This is a genomic window from Streptomyces sp. NPDC048192 (assembly GCF_043202415.1).
GTDB lineage: Bacteria > Actinomycetota > Actinomycetes > Streptomycetales > Streptomycetaceae > Streptomyces.
This window is the reverse complement of sequence record NZ_JBIDAL010000004.1, coordinates 430192-445662: the sequence shown is the minus strand read 5'-3', so window position 1 is coordinate 445662 and position 15471 is coordinate 430192. Positions and strand designations below refer to the sequence as shown.

Here is a 15471-nt window from a genome sequence, read left to right as displayed (position 1 = left end):
TTTGCCCAACGGGGAAGCACTGCGTGCCGGGGTACTCAAGTGAGATGAGCGCCTGGCAAAGTTGCTGAAACCGCTCAGGGTCCAGTTGCTCGTAGAGATATGTCAACTGAGTCCAACCTTCCCAACTGGCCGAGAGCAGGTGGGCCTTGACGGCCTGGAAGGTGCCAGGCTACCGCTGTCAGTGCCAGGAGGGGCGAAGCCTGGAGGTATCCAACCCGACCGATCTCGCCGAGACCCTTGCCAATGCCTCACCCCGTAGAGTCCGCGGCAGGCACATGGGCTGCCTCGCTGAGACGACGCCAGCAGATCAGGCTGCAGGTCAACGGGACGATTGGCCGGCAGCAGCATCGTCACCTCAGGCACCTTTGTCGTGGCCGTGTCTGTGGGATGAGGCCGGATCTGCAGCTCGCTCATGTTCCGCTGACATCCAACGCTGCCATCACGACCCCGGACGGCGACGACACACAGCAGCCACGCTTGGCGCCGGCGCACGAGACGGGCACCGATCCGACCAAGGGGAGATCGAACTCCTAAAGCGATGGTCACTCCCCATCGAGCTCACGCCCCGGCGAGCCGGAGCCGTGCCAGACGTGTGCCGGATCAAGCGCTACCCCGGGGAACAATCGACACCGGACTCGCAATCGAGGGACTCACTTCTCGGCCCGCTGAGTGATGGCCGCCTCGGTGCGGTCTCCCAGGAACTCGTACCAGCGGCGTTCGAGACAGACGTAGCGCACGTCTGCCTCGACGAGGCTGAGGAAACCCGACACCGTCTCGGTGAGACGCTGTTGCAGCCCGGGGTCGGCCAGCGTTCCGTCTTCGGTGAAGGCCTGGTAGCTGTTGGCCACGCTGAACATGTACGGGTAGACGCGGGTGCCCAGGTGTTCCAGGGGAATCCTCAGAGCCCACAATCCGCGGTTGCCTCCGACCAACGACGGCGAGGCGGAGACGAGCAGCGCGTGCTTGGTCTTGAACGGCTGCGGCCTGACACGCGAGACCCAGTCGATCGCGTTCTTCAGTACTCCCGGCACGGAGGCGTTGTACTCCGGCGAGGAAATGACGAAGGCGTCGCTCTGCTCAAGCCGGTCGCGCAGGGCGAGAGCACCGCGCGGCAGCCCTGCGCCGGCCTCCATGTCGCCGTCGTACAAGGGCATCTCGAAGTCGCGCATGGTGGCGAGGTCGACGACGGCACCGGTGTCGGAGATGAGCCGGGCCACGAGGGAGGCGAGGCGGGCGTTCGTAGAATCGGCCCGCAGGGCCGCGCCGAAGACCAGGAACCGCAGCGGGCCGGGAAGCGAGTCCGTGGGCATGGATCCGTCCTTCCGTCGCGGGCCAGCCCCTCCAGGAGGGCGCCCCACCGACAAGTGTGGTTCCTCAGCTGGCGTCACGCGACAGGGCCAGGAACCGACAGGTCCGAGCCAGTCAGGACAATAGCTCGGCCACTGCGAGAGGTGGTGCGCGGTCGGTCCTCCTTACCATCGATGGAGCCACGTACGCCCACGTCGGGTGATCAGCACCTTGGGTCACTCGCCGGTGCCGTACCTCATCTAAGGACGGGCAGCTGGGCCGTCCTGAGGCCGTACGAGGCCAACCGAAGCCAACCAACAACGACAGAAGCCCACGGCATCCGACGAAGTCAGAGCCATGGGCTTCTTCTGTCCCGCTGGCCAGCGGAACCGGTGATCAGTAGACCGGCTCCTGATGACCGCTACCCAGGCAGGCCGCCAAGGGGTCCGTGCCCCACCCGTGCCCGATCGAGCGGGAAACCACGGGGAACCACGGAGACGAGCGGGCACAGTACAACGCAACAGCCCCCGACCGTTTCGCCTGGTCAGGGGCCGTCAATCTGCGCGGTGGGTGTGGGATTTGAACCCACGGTGGCTTGCGCCACGACGGTTTTCAAGACCGTTCCCTTAGGCCGCTCGGGCAACCCACCTCGCTTCCGCCCACCTGGGGCGGAGCGGGTACAGCGTACCGGGATCGACGGTCCGGCGGGCGGCGTGGTCCGCACCGGGGCGGTCCCGGGAGCCGGGACGGGACGCGTCAGGCGGCCGGCGCCCGTGCGTGCCCGGTGGGTCAGTTGTCGCCGACTCGTGAGCCCAGGGTCAGTTGGGTGGTGTGTTCCTGGCCGCCGCGCTTGTAGGTGATCGTGACCTTGTCGCCGGGCTGGTGGGTCCAGATCTCGCCGATCAGGGTGGGGCCGCTGTCGATCACCATGTCGTCCAGCTTGGTGATGACGTCGCCGGGCTTGAGGCCCGCCTTGTCGGCCGGGCCGCCCGGCTCGACCGCGGAGGAACCCGCCGTGCCCTGGTCGGTGATCTTCGCGCCGTCGCTGGAGTCCTCCAGCGAGACGGAAGCGCCGATCTTGGCGTACACCGGCTTGCCGGTCTTGATCAGCTGCTGGGCGACGTATTTGGCCTGGTTGATCGGGATGGCGAAGCCCAGGCCGATCGAACCGGACTGGCCGGAGCCGAAGCCGCCGCTGCTGGTCGACTGGATCGCGGAGTTGATGCCGATGACCGCGCCGGAGGCGTCCAGCAGCGGGCCGCCGGAGTTGCCCGGGTTGATCGAGGCGTCGGTCTGCAGGGCGCTCATGTAGGACGCCTTGCTGGTGGCGCTGCCGTCGCTGGAGGCCACCGGGCGGTTCTTGGCGCTGATGATGCCGGTCGTCACCGTGTTGGACAGGCCGAAGGGGGCGCCGATGGCGATCGTCTCGTCGCCGACCGCCACCTTGTCGGAGTCGCCCAGCGGCAGCGGCTTCAGGTCGGAGGGCGGGTTCTTGAGCTTGATGACCGCGACGTCGTAGCCCTGGGCGTGCCCGACGACCTGGGCGTCGTACTTGCGGCCGTTGGGGAACGTGGCCGTCAGCTTGCCGCCGTCGAGGGCGTCGGCGACGACGTGGTTGTTGGTGATGATGTGGCCCTGGGTGTCGAAGACGAAGCCCGTGCCGGTGCCGCCGTCGCCGTTGGTGCCCTCGGCCTCGATGGTGACCGTGCTGGGCAGCGCCTTGGCGGCCACGTGCGCGATCGTGCCGGGGGCGCGCTTGACCTGGGTGGCGCCGTTGTCGGAGGCGGAGACGGTGGTGGAACCGTTGCTGTCGTTGTCCTTGGCCAGGGTGTAGCCGAGGCCGCCGCCCAGGCCGCCCGCGACCAGCGCGGCCACCAGGACCGCGGCGACCAGGCCGCCGCGACCGCTGCGCGGCTTGGGCGCGGGCTGCTGGTACGACGCTCCCCAGCCGCCGGCGCCGCCCGCACCGTCCGCGCCGAAGCCACCGGGTGCGCCGGCCGGACCGGCGCCGTAGGCCTGGCCCTCGCCGTACGGCGCGTTGGCGGGCGGCGGGGGCGGCCAGGAGCCGTCGGGGGCCGAGCCGGGCGCCTGCGGGGCGGAGGCGTGCGCGGCGGGGCCGCCCGGGTGGGGCCCGGTGGCGTTCGGAGCGTTCTGCGGTACGGGCGGAAGAGGTGCCGTCGGCTCCGTTCCCGCGGCGGTAGGGCCCTGCGAAGAGGCGGCGGGAGAGTCCACCGGCACGGGAGGTGCGGACGGGGCCTCGGGTACCTCGTTGCCCTCGTTCTCGGTGCTCACAGCTCTTCTCCTCGGTCCACGGCTGTTGTTCTCGGTCGCACTCGGTCACGCTCGGCAGCTGTGCATGGTGATGGCGCAGCGGTCGGTCTCCACTGTTCCATTTGTATGCAGTCAGCTTTTCCCACGGGCCGTCAGAGCACCATAAGCGGTGGCTGTGGGTCCATGGCCATTCTTTACATAGGGCTTTTTCCACAAAAGTTACATATACGGCCACTCGGTGCGCCCGAGCCGCTCCACGCGCCCCCGGACGGTGGCACCATGACGCGGTGACCCACGCATCACTGCGCTCCATCCAGGTGGTCGCTCACCGGGGCGCCTCCGAAGACGCGCCCGAGCACACCCTGGCCGCCTACAAGAAGGCCATCGAGGACGGCGCCGACGCCCTCGAGTGCGACGTACGGCTGACCGCCGACGGCCATCTGGTCTGCGTCCACGACCGGCGGGTGAACCGTACCTCCAACGGCCGCGGCGCCGTCTCCGCCCTGGAGCTGGCCGATCTCGCCGCCCTGGACTTCGGCTCCCGGAAGACGCGCGACAGCTGGCGCGGACGGGACGAGGAGCCGGACTGGGTGGCCCGGCCGGAGGACCCGGCGGACACCTCCGTCCTCACCCTGGAGCGGCTGCTGGAGCTGGTCGCCGACGCCGGACGGCGGGTCGAGCTGGCCATCGAGACCAAGCACCCCACGCGCTGGGCCGGCCAGGTCGAGGAGCGGCTGCTGACGCTCCTGAAGCGGTTCGGGCTGGACGCGCCCGCCTCCGCCGCCGAGTCCCAGGTCCGGATCATGAGCTTCTCCGCCCGTTCGCTGCACCGCGTGCGTGCCGCGGCGCCGACGCTGCCGACGGTCTATCTGGTGCAGTTCCTCACCCCGCGGCTGCGCGACGGCCGGCTGCCCGCCGGGGTCCGGATCGCCGGGCCCTCGATCCGCATCCTGCGCAACCAGCCCGCCTATGTGGAGCGGCTGAAACGCGCCGGTCACCAGGTGCATGTGTGGACCGTGAACGAGCCCGAGGACGTCGATCTGTGCGTCCGCCTCGGTGTCGACGCGATCATCACCAACCGCCCGCGCGCGGTGCTGCGACAGCTGGGGCGGCTGTGACCGGCCGTGTGATCTCAAGAGGGCGGTAAAGAAGCCGTGCGCGAGGCTTGACCCCGGCTGTGCGGCTGCTGAATCCTCCACTTCGGCCACACCACTGAAATCCAGCCATACGGCGACCAGAGGAAAAAGCTCCGTCACAGGGAGTGCTCCGGCGCGTTCGCTGCGTCCAGGACCGTGTCGAATGCGTCACCGGAAGGGGATTGGCCGGTTTCCGGTACAGGCCAATGGGGCATCCACACCGTGGCGTGGGGCGAAGGAGGTCTCGGGGGTGGCGTTGGTGGTGGCACAGGAGGTGCCCACGTCGTCGAGCATGGCCGTTCCCCATGGCCCTGCGGGCGTGGGGATGGCGAGGCGCCGGATGCGTGCGCAGCTGCGCAGCGGGGGCGTCTCCGAATCGGTCATCGACGATGCCGTACTCATCCTTTCCGAGCTGCTGAGCAACGCCTGCAAGCACGGGCGGCCGCTGGGCAACGCGATGGCCGGCGACGGCGACGTGCGCGCCGCGTGGCGGGTCGACGCGCGCGGCCGGCTCGTCGTCGAGGTGACGGACGGCGGCGGCCCCACCCGCCCGGCGCCTGCCACGCCGTCGGTGACCGCGCACGGCGGCCGGGGGCTGAACATCATCACCGCGCTCGCCGACGACTGGGGCGTCCGGGACGACGTACACGGCGAGGTGACGGTCTGGGTGGTCGTCCACGAGGACGTCCACGATCCCGACGCGGGGTGCCGGCACGGCGGTTTCCCCGCCCGCGTCCCCTCTCCCGCGCTCCCGGACATGTCCGGCCTCGACTTCGCGGACGCCTTCGAGGAACTGGACCGGCCCGCGGGCTGACGCACACGGCGATGACCGGACCGGCGACCGGGAGCGGTCCGGACGCGGGCCGGGATTTTCCACAGGTTCACACCGACGGAGTCGAGCGGGCGTGCGTTGTCCACAGGTCCCCGACGGTCAAGGCGTGAACGGCTAGGCTCCCGCCGTACAGGAAAAGCCCTAACCGGGAGACCCCACGATGGCCAAGAAGCGACCCCAGACGAAGGCCGAGCGGCCGCAGCTCAGCGATGCGGAGATCCCGGTGGTCGGCGCCCGCGAGCCCTGCCCCTGCGGCAGCGGCCGGCGCTACAAGGCGTGCCATGGGCGGGCCGCGGCGCACGCGGTCACCGAGCTGGTGCACCGCCCGTTCGAGGGCCTGCCCGGTGAGTGCGACTGGGTGGCGCTGCGCGAGCTGGTGCCGGCCGCGACGGCCGAGCTGACCCTGAAGGACGGCCTGCCCGCGGACGTCCCCTCGGTCACGCTCGCCACGGTGCTGCCGATGGCCTGGCCCGCGCTGCGCCGCGACGACGGCTCGGTCCTGCTCGGCCTGCAGAACGACACGGCCTCCGGCGACCTCAGCCGCGATCTCGCCGACACTCTCCAGCGCGCCCTGGAGGCCGAGCCCGGCACCCCGGTGCAGAGCCGCCGCACCCCCGCCGACGGTCCGCGGCTGCAGGATCTGCTCGACCTCTCCACACCGCTCGAGCCGGTCGTGCACGGCGGCTTCGAGTTCTGGGTGCCGGACGCGGAGAACGCCACGCCCGAGGTGACCGCCTCCCTGGAGCGGGCCAACGCCGCCGCCATCCCGACCGCGAGGCTGACGGGAGTGGACGCCGCGTACTGGTGCGAGACCCCGGAGAAGAACCACCTGCGCTGGGTGATGCCGCATCCGGAGGAGCAGCTTCTGGACGCTCTCGCCCGGCTGCACGCGGCGGGCCGTTCCCACCTGGGCGAGGGCACCCGGCTGGTGGGCTCCTTCCGTGCCCACGGCGTCATCGTGCCGGTCTGGGACCTGCCGAGCGGGGTCACGGCGGACGACGTGGAGAAGCCGGCCGCCGAGTTCGCCGAGCGCCTCGCCGCCGCCCTGGCCGTCACCGAGCCGCTCACGGTGGACGAGCGCCGGGCCCGCGGGGGACTGACCAACCGGCAGGTCACGCTCAGCTGACGCCGCGGCGCGCGCCCGGCGGCCGAACGGCCGGTGCGGCGCGCGCGGCCGGTGCGGCGCGCACCGGCCCGCAACGGGTGAATCCCGTCACAACTCCCCTTGGTGACAGGGAAATCGGTGGCCGAATGACCGACGCGGAATTTGCGAACCGCCGATCTCTTGTTACCGTTCCAGTAGCCCGGTTGCTGGTGCATCCCCCGTCGCCAGCAACCGGGTCTTTCCATGTCCGCCTCCGCTGCACGGCGCCTCGCGGAGCGTCAACCCGCCTGCAGCGAGCCGGAGTTGCCGTCTTCGTCGGCCGTGTCGCTGCCCGAGCGCAGCAGCAGCGCACCGTCCTTGCCGTGCGCGGAGAACTCGGTGACGGCCGTGTAGGCGTCCATGCCGCCCCGGCTGTGCTCACGCGGCGTCTCACAGGTGGCGGGTTCGTCGTCGGCGCTCGTGACGCAGCGCGTCTGCACGCTGCCGTCGTCCGGTCCCATCAGGCTGAGCGAGGAGTCCAGCGACTCGCCGGTGGAGTTGCGGTAGTAGGTGCGGGCCCAGGTGTCGGCGCCCTGGGTCAGCACACAGGTCTGCGCCTCGATGCCGTCGGGTGAGGTGAGCTGGGGGCCGCAGCGCGCGGCGGTGTCCAGACCGGTCCCGAGCAGCCCGGGGCCTCGGCCGTGCGAGGGCGCCTGGGCGTCCCCGGCGCGCCCGGCCCCGGCGTCACCCGCGGAACCAGTGGCGCCGCCGCTTCCGGAAACACCGGACCGCCCCGACGCCCGTACGGCGTCCCCCGCCTTGCGGCCTCCCGGCCTGCCGCCTCCCGGCCTGCCGTCCATCGCCTGCCGGGCGGCCTTGCCCACCGGGCCCGCGGAGGCCACGGCCAGCGGCAGCACGACCGCGGCCGTCACGGCGGCCGCGAGCGCGATCAGACGCAGTTTCCGGGGATCCCGCCCGCTCGACAACGCCGGCCAGCACACCGACGGCCATACCGTCGACGACCGCCTCCCTGCCGCCCGCCTCCCTGTCGCCCGTGTCCCTGTCGCCCGCATCCTCATGGCGCGCGCCGCGTGCCGCGGCGACCGGCGACCATGCCGGCCGGAGGCCCGACGGCCGCGGTGGCGGAGCGGCGGCTCCTCGGATCCGGCGCACCCGTCTGCCGGGAAGACCCACCAGGGGAACCCGCGGCCGTACCTCCCAGGAGGGCTCCCGGACTTCCGACGGCCGTGTCCCCCGCGTCCCCCAGACATTCGCAGCATGTGCGGAAGATAACGAGCGAGCGGGGCCCGCCCGCCCCGCCCGCGCCGACACCCCCTACAACTCGGGCGCGCTCACACCCGTACGAGTGAGGGCGTCGACCACGGCGTCCACCACGGCCTCCACGTCGGGCACCCAGGGCGCGGCCGAGCCGGGCAGCGGGGCCCGCTCCCAGCGGACGGCGCCCTGTCCGGTCTCGGAGGGGGGCAGGGCGAGATAGCCGCCCTCGCCGTGGAAGCGCAGGGAGCCGGGGACGAAGTCCTTGGCGTAGAGCAGTTCGCCCAACTGCTCCATGGAGTACGGCCTGACGAGCAGGGCCCAGCGGGCCGGGGAGGCGATCACCGGGCCGAGGCGCATGCCGCGCCGGTCGAGCAGGGCGAGCGCCCGGGATGCGGCCAGCGCCGGCAGGCTGACCGCGCAGGGCGCCCTGCCCCCGGTGGCCAGGATGATCGGCGCGCTCGGCCGGTTGGTCCACCACCAGCGCACCATGCGGGCGTCCGTCGTGGCCGCGAGCAGGCCGGGATCGAAGGGGTGCGCACCGGGCACCGTGCACTCGGGGTCGGGGCAGCCGCACCGGTCCCGGCCCTGCGGGTCCGGGGCCACGCCCGGGAGCACGGGCCACTGCCACTCGGTCGCGAAGGTGAGGGCTGCGCCGATCAGCTCGGCCTTCCCGTCGTTCCGTCCGGGCTTCCCGTCGTTCCGCCTGGACAGGAGCCTGCGTCGCCTTCCGAGGATCTCGCGCATGAGCGCTCGTTCCTTTCCGTTGCACCGCTGGCAACACCGTGGTCCACATCACACCATGTGTCGATCACTTCACTGTGCGTACCTGTTGGCGCATCACACCCCTGCGCACGACAGGGGGAACCCCAAAGGGTCGAGCATGGGCCGCGTCCGCCTCCGTGGGCGTCTCTTGCAAGCACGGTTGCGGCGCGGGGGTGGCGAAGTATGGCGTTTTGCCGTCGCGCGTGGTTCTCTCCGCCTCCGCCAGGGAGGATGGGGCTCGGCCGTCGGTGGCTATGACGCCCGGGTCCGTCGCCAGGTTCCGGGTGGCCCCCAACCACCCCTGGCCTTCTCCGAGTACGTACCCATCACGACCGCTGTGACGCTCCGTGGAGCAAGGCCAGTCGACCGCAATGGACCGATACCTGGTGCAGTTTTCAGCCAACTTGGCAGTAAGGCAAGGGGTTCGGGGAGAAACCTCGTCCGGCACACGGACACCAGGAATCCCCGCAGGACAATGCTGGACATCCCCTCACGAGTGCGTGTACATGTGGAGACACTGCTAGCGGCGCAGAATGACATGGGGGTTTGCGATGCTTTTCAGCAATACGCACCGGTCTGAGGGCCGGACGCCATGAGCGCCCCACACCCTCCGAAAGTGGCTGGAATCGATCCAGCGGTTCCCACGCCCGCACACACTGTCGCGCCGACTCCCCCCGCCGCCGGCCCCGGTCCCTCCCCCGACCCCGCGCTCGTCCCGGCCCCGAACACCCCCGCCCCCGGCGCCCTCCTCCAGGACCGGCTGGCCGGCTGGGTCTCGGACCTCACCACCCTCCACGAACTCACCGAGCGCCTGTCACGCACGAACGCCCTGGAGCCCGCCCTCCACGAACTGCTGCGCGCCGGAGCCGCCCTGGTCGGCGCCCGCCGCGGTCTCGTCGTCCTGGAGCCCGGCGACGGACTCGGCCCCCGCACCACCCTCGGCCTCGGACTCGGCCGCGCCGACCTCGGCCACATCGAGACCGTCCCGCGCCGCGCGCTGCCCTACGACACCGGCGCGGCCCGCGAGGTCGTCCACCCCGATCTGCGCGCCGAGGACGGCCTCGACCCCCGGCACCGGGAGGTGGCCGCCCGCCTCGGCTACGCCGCCAGCTACGCCCTCCCCCTCGCCGGCGACTTCGCCGGCCGCCTGGGCTCCGCCGTCTGGCTGTACGACGAGCCTGCCGAGCCGGACGAACGGCAGCGCCATCTCGCCGGCCTCTACGTCCGGCACGCCACCGAGCACCTCGCCCGGCTGGTGGAGCTGGAGCGCACGCGTGCGTGCATGGCGACCCTCACCGAGGAGCTGCTGCCCACCCGGCTGCCCCGCGTGCCCGGCGTCCAGCTCGCCGCCCGGCACCGCACCGGGCCGCGCGGCGGCGGCGACTGGTACGACGCGCTGCCGCTGCCGGACGCCGCACTCGGCCTCTCCGTGGGCTCCGTCACCGGCTCGGGCCCGAGCGCCGTGGCCGCCATGGGCCGGCTGCGCGCCTCCCTGCGGGCGTACGCGGTGATGGAGGGCGAGGACCCGGTCGCCGTCCTGTCCGACCTGGAGCTGCTGCTGCGGCTGACCGAGCCCGCCCGCTCGGCCACCGCGCTGTTCGCCTACTGCGAGCCGGCCCTGCGCAAGGTCACGCTGGCCGGCGCCGGGCACAGCCCGCCGCTGCTGATCGGCGAGCGGCGCACCGAGTTCGCCGAGACCTCCGTCTCCGCGCCGCTCGGCATGCTCGCCTGCTGGGAGGCGCCCAGCGTGGAGGTCCAGGCGGAGGCGGGGGAAACGGTGCTGCTCTACACCGACGGGCTGCTGCACCGTACCGGCGAGGCCATGGACCGCGCCTTCGCCCGGCTGCACACGGCCGCCGCGAGCGTCCCGCGCCCGCTGCGCCGGGATCCCGGCGCCGTCGCCGACCACGTCCTGCGCACGGTCCTGCCGGACGGGCTGGACGCGGCCGACAGCGAGGAGGACGTGGTGCTGCTGGCGGCCCGCTTCGACTGAGCGCGCGGGGCCGCAGCGGGGCGTCCGGCTCCGGCCCCCGCCCCGGTACGACCGTACGATGATGGAGGTCCCCGCTCGGCCACAAGCAGGAGCGTCGCGGGCCCGGGGGAGATCAGATGGCGTATCGAGGAGGATCACGTGTCCGACGAGCTCAACCCGGCTGTGCCCGACTCCGCTACCGCGGAGGGCCCGGAGTCCGAGGCCGAGGAGCCGATCAAGCAGCGGAAGAACGGCCTGTACCCGGGCGTCTCCGACGAGCTGGCCGAGAACATGAAGTCGGGCTGGGCCGACACGGAGCTGCGTGACCTGGAGCCGGTTCCGCAGGCCGCCGAGACCGCCCGCCGCCGCGCCGCCCTGTCCGCCCGCTTCCCCGGCGAGCGCCTGGTCATCCCCGCGGGCAACCTGAAGACCCGCTCGAACGACACCGAGTACCCCTTCCGCTCCTCCGTGGAGTACGCGTACCTCACCGGCAACCAGACCGAGGACGGCGTCCTGGTCCTGGAGCCCAGAAACGGCGGCCACGAGGAGACGATCTACCTCCTGCCCCGCTCCGACCGCGAGAACGGCGAGTTCTGGCTCTCCGGCCAGGGCGAGCTGTGGGTCGGCCGCCGCCACTCCCTCGCCGAGTCCGAGGCGCTCTACGGCATCCCGGCCGCCGACGTGCGCGAGCTGGCCGACAAGCTGCGCGAGGCCACCGGCCCGGTCCGGGTGGTGCGCGGCTACGACGCCGGCATCGAGGCGGCGCTGACCGACAAGGTCACCGCCGAGCGCGACGAGGAGCTGCGCGTCTTCCTCTCGGAGATGCGGCTGGTCAAGGACGAGTTCGAGATCGGCGAGCTGCAGAAGGCCGTCGACTCCACGGTCCGCGGCTTCGAGGACGTCGTGAAGGTCCTCGACAAGGCCGAGGCGACGAGTGAGCGCTACATCGAGGGCACGTTCTTCCTCCGCGCGCGCGTGGAGGGCAACGACGTCGGCTACGGCTCCATCTGCGCGTCCGGCCCGCACGCCTGCACCCTGCACTGGGTCCGCAACGACGGTCCGGTCCGCTCCGGCGACCTGCTCCTGCTGGACGCGGGTGTGGAGACCCACACGCTCTACACCGCCGACGTCACGCGCACGCTGCCCGTGAGCGGCACGTACAGCGAGATCCAGAGGAAGATCTACGACGCCGTGTACGAGGCCCAGGAGGCCGGGATCGCGGCCGTGAAGCCGGGCGCCAAGTACCGCGACTTCCACGACGCCGCCCAGCGCGTCCTGGCGGAGAAGCTCGTCGAGTGGGGCCTGGTCGAGGGCCCGGTGGAGCGGGTCCTGGAGCTGGGCCTGCAGCGCCGCTGGACCCTGCACGGCACCGGCCACATGCTCGGCATGGACGTCCACGACTGCGCCGCCGCGCGCACCGAGACGTACGTGGACGGCACGCTGGAGCCCGGCATGGTGCTCACCGTCGAGCCGGGCCTGTACTTCCAGGCCGACGACCTGACCGTGCCGGAGGAGTACCGCGGCATCGGCGTCCGGATCGAGGACGACATCCTCGTCACCGAGGACGGCAACCGAAACCTTTCGGCCGGTCTGCCGCGCCGCTCCGACGAGGTCGAGGCCTGGATGGCGTCGCTGAAGGGCTGAGTCGGACACTGATGGCCGGGCACCCGGGAGCGTGCCCGGCCATCGGCGTGTGCGAGGGCGTGAGCAACGCACGCCCGAGGGATTCACGTACCTAGGGGGAGGGTGTCCGTGGACGACTTCTGGACCGGTGTGGGCGTGGACCTGCACCTCGAACCCGACGCGGCGGACGGCCGCCGCAGCGGGCTGGAGCGGGCCCTCAGGGACGCCATCCGGGAGGGGCGGCTCGCGCCCGGCACCCGGCTGCCCGCCACCCGGCGGCTCGCCGCCGACCTCGGCGTCTCCCGGGGCACGACGAAGGCGGCGTACGACCAGCTGGTGGCCGAAGGCTATCTGACGGCCCGTCAGGGGTCCGGCACCCGGGTCGCCCCGCTGCCGCCCTCCCCGGACGCCGGCGCCCCGCAGGTCCACGCACGCGCGCGTGCCCCGCGTCTCGATCTGCGCCCGGGCAGCCCGGACGTCGGCGCGTTCCCGGCGGCCGCCTGGCTGCGCGCGCTGCGCCGGGCCATCGCGACGGCGCCCTCACTGGCGTACGACTACGGCGACCCGCGCGGCCGCATCGAGCTGCGCACGGCCCTGTCGGGCTACCTGGGCCGGGCCCGCGGCGTCCTGGCGCCCCCGGAGCGGATCGTCATCACCTCCGGGTACGTCCAGGGCCTCGCGCTGCTCACGCGCGTGCTGGAGGGCGCCGCCGTCGCCATGGAGGACCCCGGACTGCCGTTCCACCGGGAGGTCGTGCGGCGCAACGGCGGAACGGTCCTGCCGGTGCCGGTGGACGCGCGCGGGGTGCGCCCCGAGGAGCTGGGCGACGCCGCGGCCGTGGTGGTCACCCCGGCGCACCAGTACCCGACCGGGGTGACCCTGCACCCGGAGCGGCGGCGGGCGCTCGGCGACTGGGCACGCGCGCGTGGCGGGCTGATCGTCGAGGACGACTACGACGGGGAGTTCCGCTACGACCGCCAGCCGGTCGGCGCGCTCCAGGGCATGGCGCCGGGCCAGGTGGTCTATCTGGGCACCGCCTCCAAGACCCTCGGCCCCGCCCTCCGCCTCGGCTGGATGGTGCTGCCGGCGCACCTGGTCGACGCGGTCGCCGACGCGAAGCTGCACAGCGACCACCACACCGAGACCATCGGCCAGCTGGCGCTCGCCGAACTCATCGGCAGCCACGCCTACGACCGGCATGTGCGCGCGTGCCGGCTGCGTTACCGGCGGCGCCGGGACCAGTTGCTGGACCGGCTCGGCGCGGGCCGGAGCGTGCACGGGATCGCGGCCGGGCTGCACGCGCTGATCGACGTGCCGGACGAGGCGGAGGTGCTGGCGCGGGCGGAGGCGGAGGGACTCGCGGTCGGCGCCCTGGGCGCCCACTGGCACGGCCCCGCCGAGGGCCGCCCGCAGGGACTGGTGGTCGGCTACGGCACTCCGCGGGAGCGGGTGTATCCGGAGGCGCTGGAGGTGCTGGCGAAGGTGCTGGGGTGACGGCGCCACCTCAGGAGGCCGTCAGCCTCAGCAGGCCGTCAGCCTCAGGAGGCGGTCAGCAGCGAGGGGTCCTTGGTCCACTTGAGGATCTTGTCGAAGCTGACCACGGTGCCGTCCCGGCCGGGCTTGGCGCCGATGTGGACGTGATCGGCGAGTTCCCTGATGAGACAGAGCCCGCGGCCGTGCTCGGCGTCGGGGCGGGCCTGCCGGATCTCCTGGGTGCGCGGGAACCCCGGCCCGGAGTCGGTCACTTCGATCCGGCACTTCTCTCCGTCGAGGTACGCCGTCACCCGGTACGCCTCGGAGGAGCCGCCGGGTGCCGTGCCCCCGCCGTGCTCGACGGCGTTCGCGCAGGCCTCGGTGAGGGCGACGGAAAGGTCGTAGGAGATCTCGGGATCGACCCCGGCCGTCTCCATGGTGCCGATCAGCAGCCGCCGGGCGAGCGGCACGCTCGCGGCCTCGCGGCGCAGATGGAGTGACCACCAGATGCTCATGCTCCAGCCTCCTGGCCGCGGCTCGACATACCGATACGTATTGCCGCCCGTAGGCGGACGTAAGCACACCGTCGGCGTGACTCCGCCCATACGGCCGATGCGCGGAGGGAGGAATGGGTGTATGAGGGGACGTTCCCCCGCCCCGCCGTGCGCCGCGCAACCACGCCCTGCCGTAGGACGCCGGTCGGCGCAGTGCGATGATGAGGCCGCCATGACTGCCCCCCACCCGCGCACGGCGCCTCCCGGCACCGGGCTGAGGATCCTGCGGGCCGCGGTGTTCGCCGCGGTCTGCGTCGTGCTGGCCGCCTGCGGCCACACCCTCGCCTCCTGCGCGAGCGTGCCGCTGTGGACGCTGGGCGCCGGCTTCCTCGGCTGTCTGCTGCTCGTGGTGCCGCTCGCCGGGCGGACCCGCTCGCTGCCGGGCACCGCCGCGCTGCTCGCGGTCGGCCAGACCACGCTGCACACGCTGTTCGGGCTGGGCCAGCACGGCACGGCCATGGCATCCGGCGGCACGGCGGGCGTCCTGACCAGCGGCACGGCGACGGGGGCGGCGGGCACCCGCGGCTCCGCGCTCAGCGACGCCGCGCTGGTCGAGCAGGCCGGGCGGCTCCTGTGCGGGGCACACCCTTCGGCCCTCACCCCGGGGCGTGCCTTCCACCTGCTGCTCGCCGCCCGCCTCATCGACCGCTCGGGCCGGCCCGCGGCCGCCATGGGCGGCATGCACCACGCCTCCGACGTCACCGGCTCCTCCACCGCGCTGCTGCCCTCGCTGCCGATGCTCCTCGGCCACGTGCTCGCGGCCGTCGCCGCGGGCTGGCTGCTGCGCCGTGGCGATCTGGCGCTGCTGCGGCTGATCGAGCTGTCGGCGCACGGAGTCGCGGAGGGGGCGCTCGTACGGTCCCTGCGCGCGGCGCTCGCGCTGGCGTGCGCCCTGTGTGCCGGTCTGTTGCCCGCCTCCACGCCCCTCCCGCGCGGCCGTCGCACCGCCCCGGACGCGGCGCCCGGCCTGCACACCACCGCACTCCAGCACACGGTGATCCGGCGCGGGCCGCCCGCCGGCCGCTTCCGTCTCGCCGCCTGACGCGACGCGCGCCACCACTCCACCGAGCCGGCACACCGAGCCGGCAGAGAGAGCTGCCGCCGTCGCGCGGCACGCGCGCGTGCCTGCGCCCGCCGAACGGCTCGGCCACGCACGCGCACCTCTCGTCACCGGAACCCGCGAACGCGCAGATCGCGCA

Annotated in this window: 12 protein-coding genes and 1 tRNA gene; 7 read left to right on the top strand and 6 right to left on the bottom strand. The window is 72.7% G+C overall.

Annotated elements, in window-relative coordinates; translation table 11 throughout:
* Positions 1 to 650 precede the first annotated feature (650 nt).
* The 3 genes from ACGFZN_RS10310 to ACGFZN_RS10300 form a co-directional block, all read right to left on the bottom strand.
* Positions 651 to 1310, bottom strand: a complete 660-nt coding sequence (locus ACGFZN_RS10310) for an NADPH-dependent FMN reductase (RefSeq protein WP_393858023.1) — start codon at positions 1308 to 1310, stop codon at positions 651 to 653.
* Positions 1311 to 1851: 541 nt separating this feature from the next.
* Positions 1852 to 1936, bottom strand: a tRNA-Ser gene (locus ACGFZN_RS10305).
* A gap of 140 nt (positions 1937 to 2076) precedes the next feature.
* Positions 2077 to 3579: a trypsin-like peptidase domain-containing protein gene (locus tag ACGFZN_RS10300; RefSeq protein ID WP_393858022.1), complete on the bottom strand. Its 1503-nt coding sequence runs from the start codon at positions 3577 to 3579 to the stop codon at positions 2077 to 2079.
* Positions 3580 to 3845: 266 nt separating this feature from the next.
* Here ACGFZN_RS10300 and ACGFZN_RS10295 point away from each other — a divergent pair, with 266 nt between their 5' ends.
* The 3 genes from ACGFZN_RS10295 (at position 3846) to ACGFZN_RS10285 (ending at position 6652) form a co-directional block, all read left to right on the top strand.
* The gene (locus tag ACGFZN_RS10295) at positions 3846 to 4676 is read left to right on the top strand and encodes a glycerophosphodiester phosphodiesterase (protein WP_393858021.1); all 831 of its coding nucleotides are present in this window, start codon (positions 3846 to 3848) and stop codon (positions 4674 to 4676) included.
* A gap of 181 nt (positions 4677 to 4857) precedes the next feature.
* Complete coding sequence (locus ACGFZN_RS10290) at positions 4858 to 5508, top strand: ATP-binding protein (RefSeq protein WP_393858020.1); 651 nt, start codon at positions 4858 to 4860, stop codon at positions 5506 to 5508.
* Between the two features lie 178 nt (positions 5509 to 5686).
* Positions 5687 to 6652 carry a DUF5926 family protein gene (locus ACGFZN_RS10285; RefSeq protein WP_393858019.1) on the top strand — a complete coding sequence of 322 codons (966 nt, stop codon included), beginning with the start codon at positions 5687 to 5689 and terminating at the stop codon, positions 6650 to 6652.
* 257 nt (positions 6653 to 6909) lie between these two features.
* On the opposite strand, the gene ACGFZN_RS10280 is transcribed toward ACGFZN_RS10285, so the two are convergent.
* Both ACGFZN_RS10280 and ACGFZN_RS10275 read right to left on the bottom strand, forming a co-directional pair.
* Entirely contained in the window at positions 6910 to 7596 is a 687-nt protein-coding gene (locus tag ACGFZN_RS10280) for a hypothetical protein (RefSeq protein WP_393858018.1), read from the bottom strand.
* 349 nt (positions 7597 to 7945) lie between these two features.
* Positions 7946 to 8632 (bottom strand): bifunctional DNA primase/polymerase, encoded by a 687-nt coding sequence (locus ACGFZN_RS10275; protein WP_393858017.1) that lies wholly within the window; start codon positions 8630 to 8632, stop codon positions 7946 to 7948.
* Between the two features lie 610 nt (positions 8633 to 9242).
* Here ACGFZN_RS10275 and ACGFZN_RS10270 point away from each other — a divergent pair.
* The 3 genes from ACGFZN_RS10270 (at position 9243) to ACGFZN_RS10260 (ending at position 13739) form a co-directional block, all read left to right on the top strand.
* The gene (locus ACGFZN_RS10270) at positions 9243 to 10643 is read left to right on the top strand and encodes a PP2C family protein-serine/threonine phosphatase (RefSeq protein ID WP_393858016.1); all 1401 of its coding nucleotides are present in this window, start codon (positions 9243 to 9245) and stop codon (positions 10641 to 10643) included.
* A 138-nt stretch (positions 10644 to 10781) separates the two neighbouring features.
* Positions 10782 to 12266, top strand: a complete 1485-nt coding sequence (locus ACGFZN_RS10265) for an aminopeptidase P family protein (protein WP_393858015.1) — start codon at positions 10782 to 10784, stop codon at positions 12264 to 12266.
* Positions 12267 to 12374: 108 nt separating this feature from the next.
* The gene (locus ACGFZN_RS10260) at positions 12375 to 13739 is read left to right on the top strand and encodes a PLP-dependent aminotransferase family protein (protein ID WP_393858014.1); all 1365 of its coding nucleotides are present in this window, start codon (positions 12375 to 12377) and stop codon (positions 13737 to 13739) included.
* 44 nt (positions 13740 to 13783) lie between these two features.
* On the opposite strand, the gene ACGFZN_RS10255 is transcribed toward ACGFZN_RS10260, so the two are convergent.
* Positions 13784 to 14233, bottom strand: coding sequence for an ATP-binding protein (locus tag ACGFZN_RS10255; protein ID WP_393858013.1), 450 nt, complete (start codon positions 14231 to 14233; stop codon positions 13784 to 13786).
* Positions 14234 to 14444: 211 nt separating this feature from the next.
* Here ACGFZN_RS10255 and ACGFZN_RS10250 point away from each other — a divergent pair, with 211 nt between their 5' ends.
* A complete protein-coding gene (locus tag ACGFZN_RS10250) occupies positions 14445 to 15314 on the top strand; it encodes a hypothetical protein (protein WP_393858012.1) in 870 nt (289 codons plus the stop codon).
* Positions 15315 to 15471 lie beyond the last annotated feature (157 nt).

What these genes read in the sequence shown, in the direction of transcription:
- ACGFZN_RS10290 (WP_393858020.1), top strand. Translation starts at nt 4,858, where the DNA reads ATGCGTCACCGGAAGGGGATTGGCCGGTTTCCGGTACAGGCCAATGGG.
- ACGFZN_RS10255 (WP_393858013.1), bottom strand. Translation starts at nt 14,233, where the DNA reads ATGAGCATCTGGTGGTCACTCCATCTGCGCCGCGAGGCCGCGAGCGTG.
- ACGFZN_RS10275 (WP_393858017.1), bottom strand. Translation starts at nt 8,632, where the DNA reads ATGCGCGAGATCCTCGGAAGGCGACGCAGGCTCCTGTCCAGGCGGAAC.
- ACGFZN_RS10250 (WP_393858012.1), top strand. Translation starts at nt 14,445, where the DNA reads ATGACTGCCCCCCACCCGCGCACGGCGCCTCCCGGCACCGGGCTGAGG.
- ACGFZN_RS10310 (WP_393858023.1), bottom strand. Translation starts at nt 1,310, where the DNA reads ATGCCCACGGACTCGCTTCCCGGCCCGCTGCGGTTCCTGGTCTTCGGC.
- ACGFZN_RS10285 (WP_393858019.1), top strand. Translation starts at nt 5,687, where the DNA reads ATGGCCAAGAAGCGACCCCAGACGAAGGCCGAGCGGCCGCAGCTCAGC.
- ACGFZN_RS10270 (WP_393858016.1), top strand. Translation starts at nt 9,243, where the DNA reads ATGAGCGCCCCACACCCTCCGAAAGTGGCTGGAATCGATCCAGCGGTT.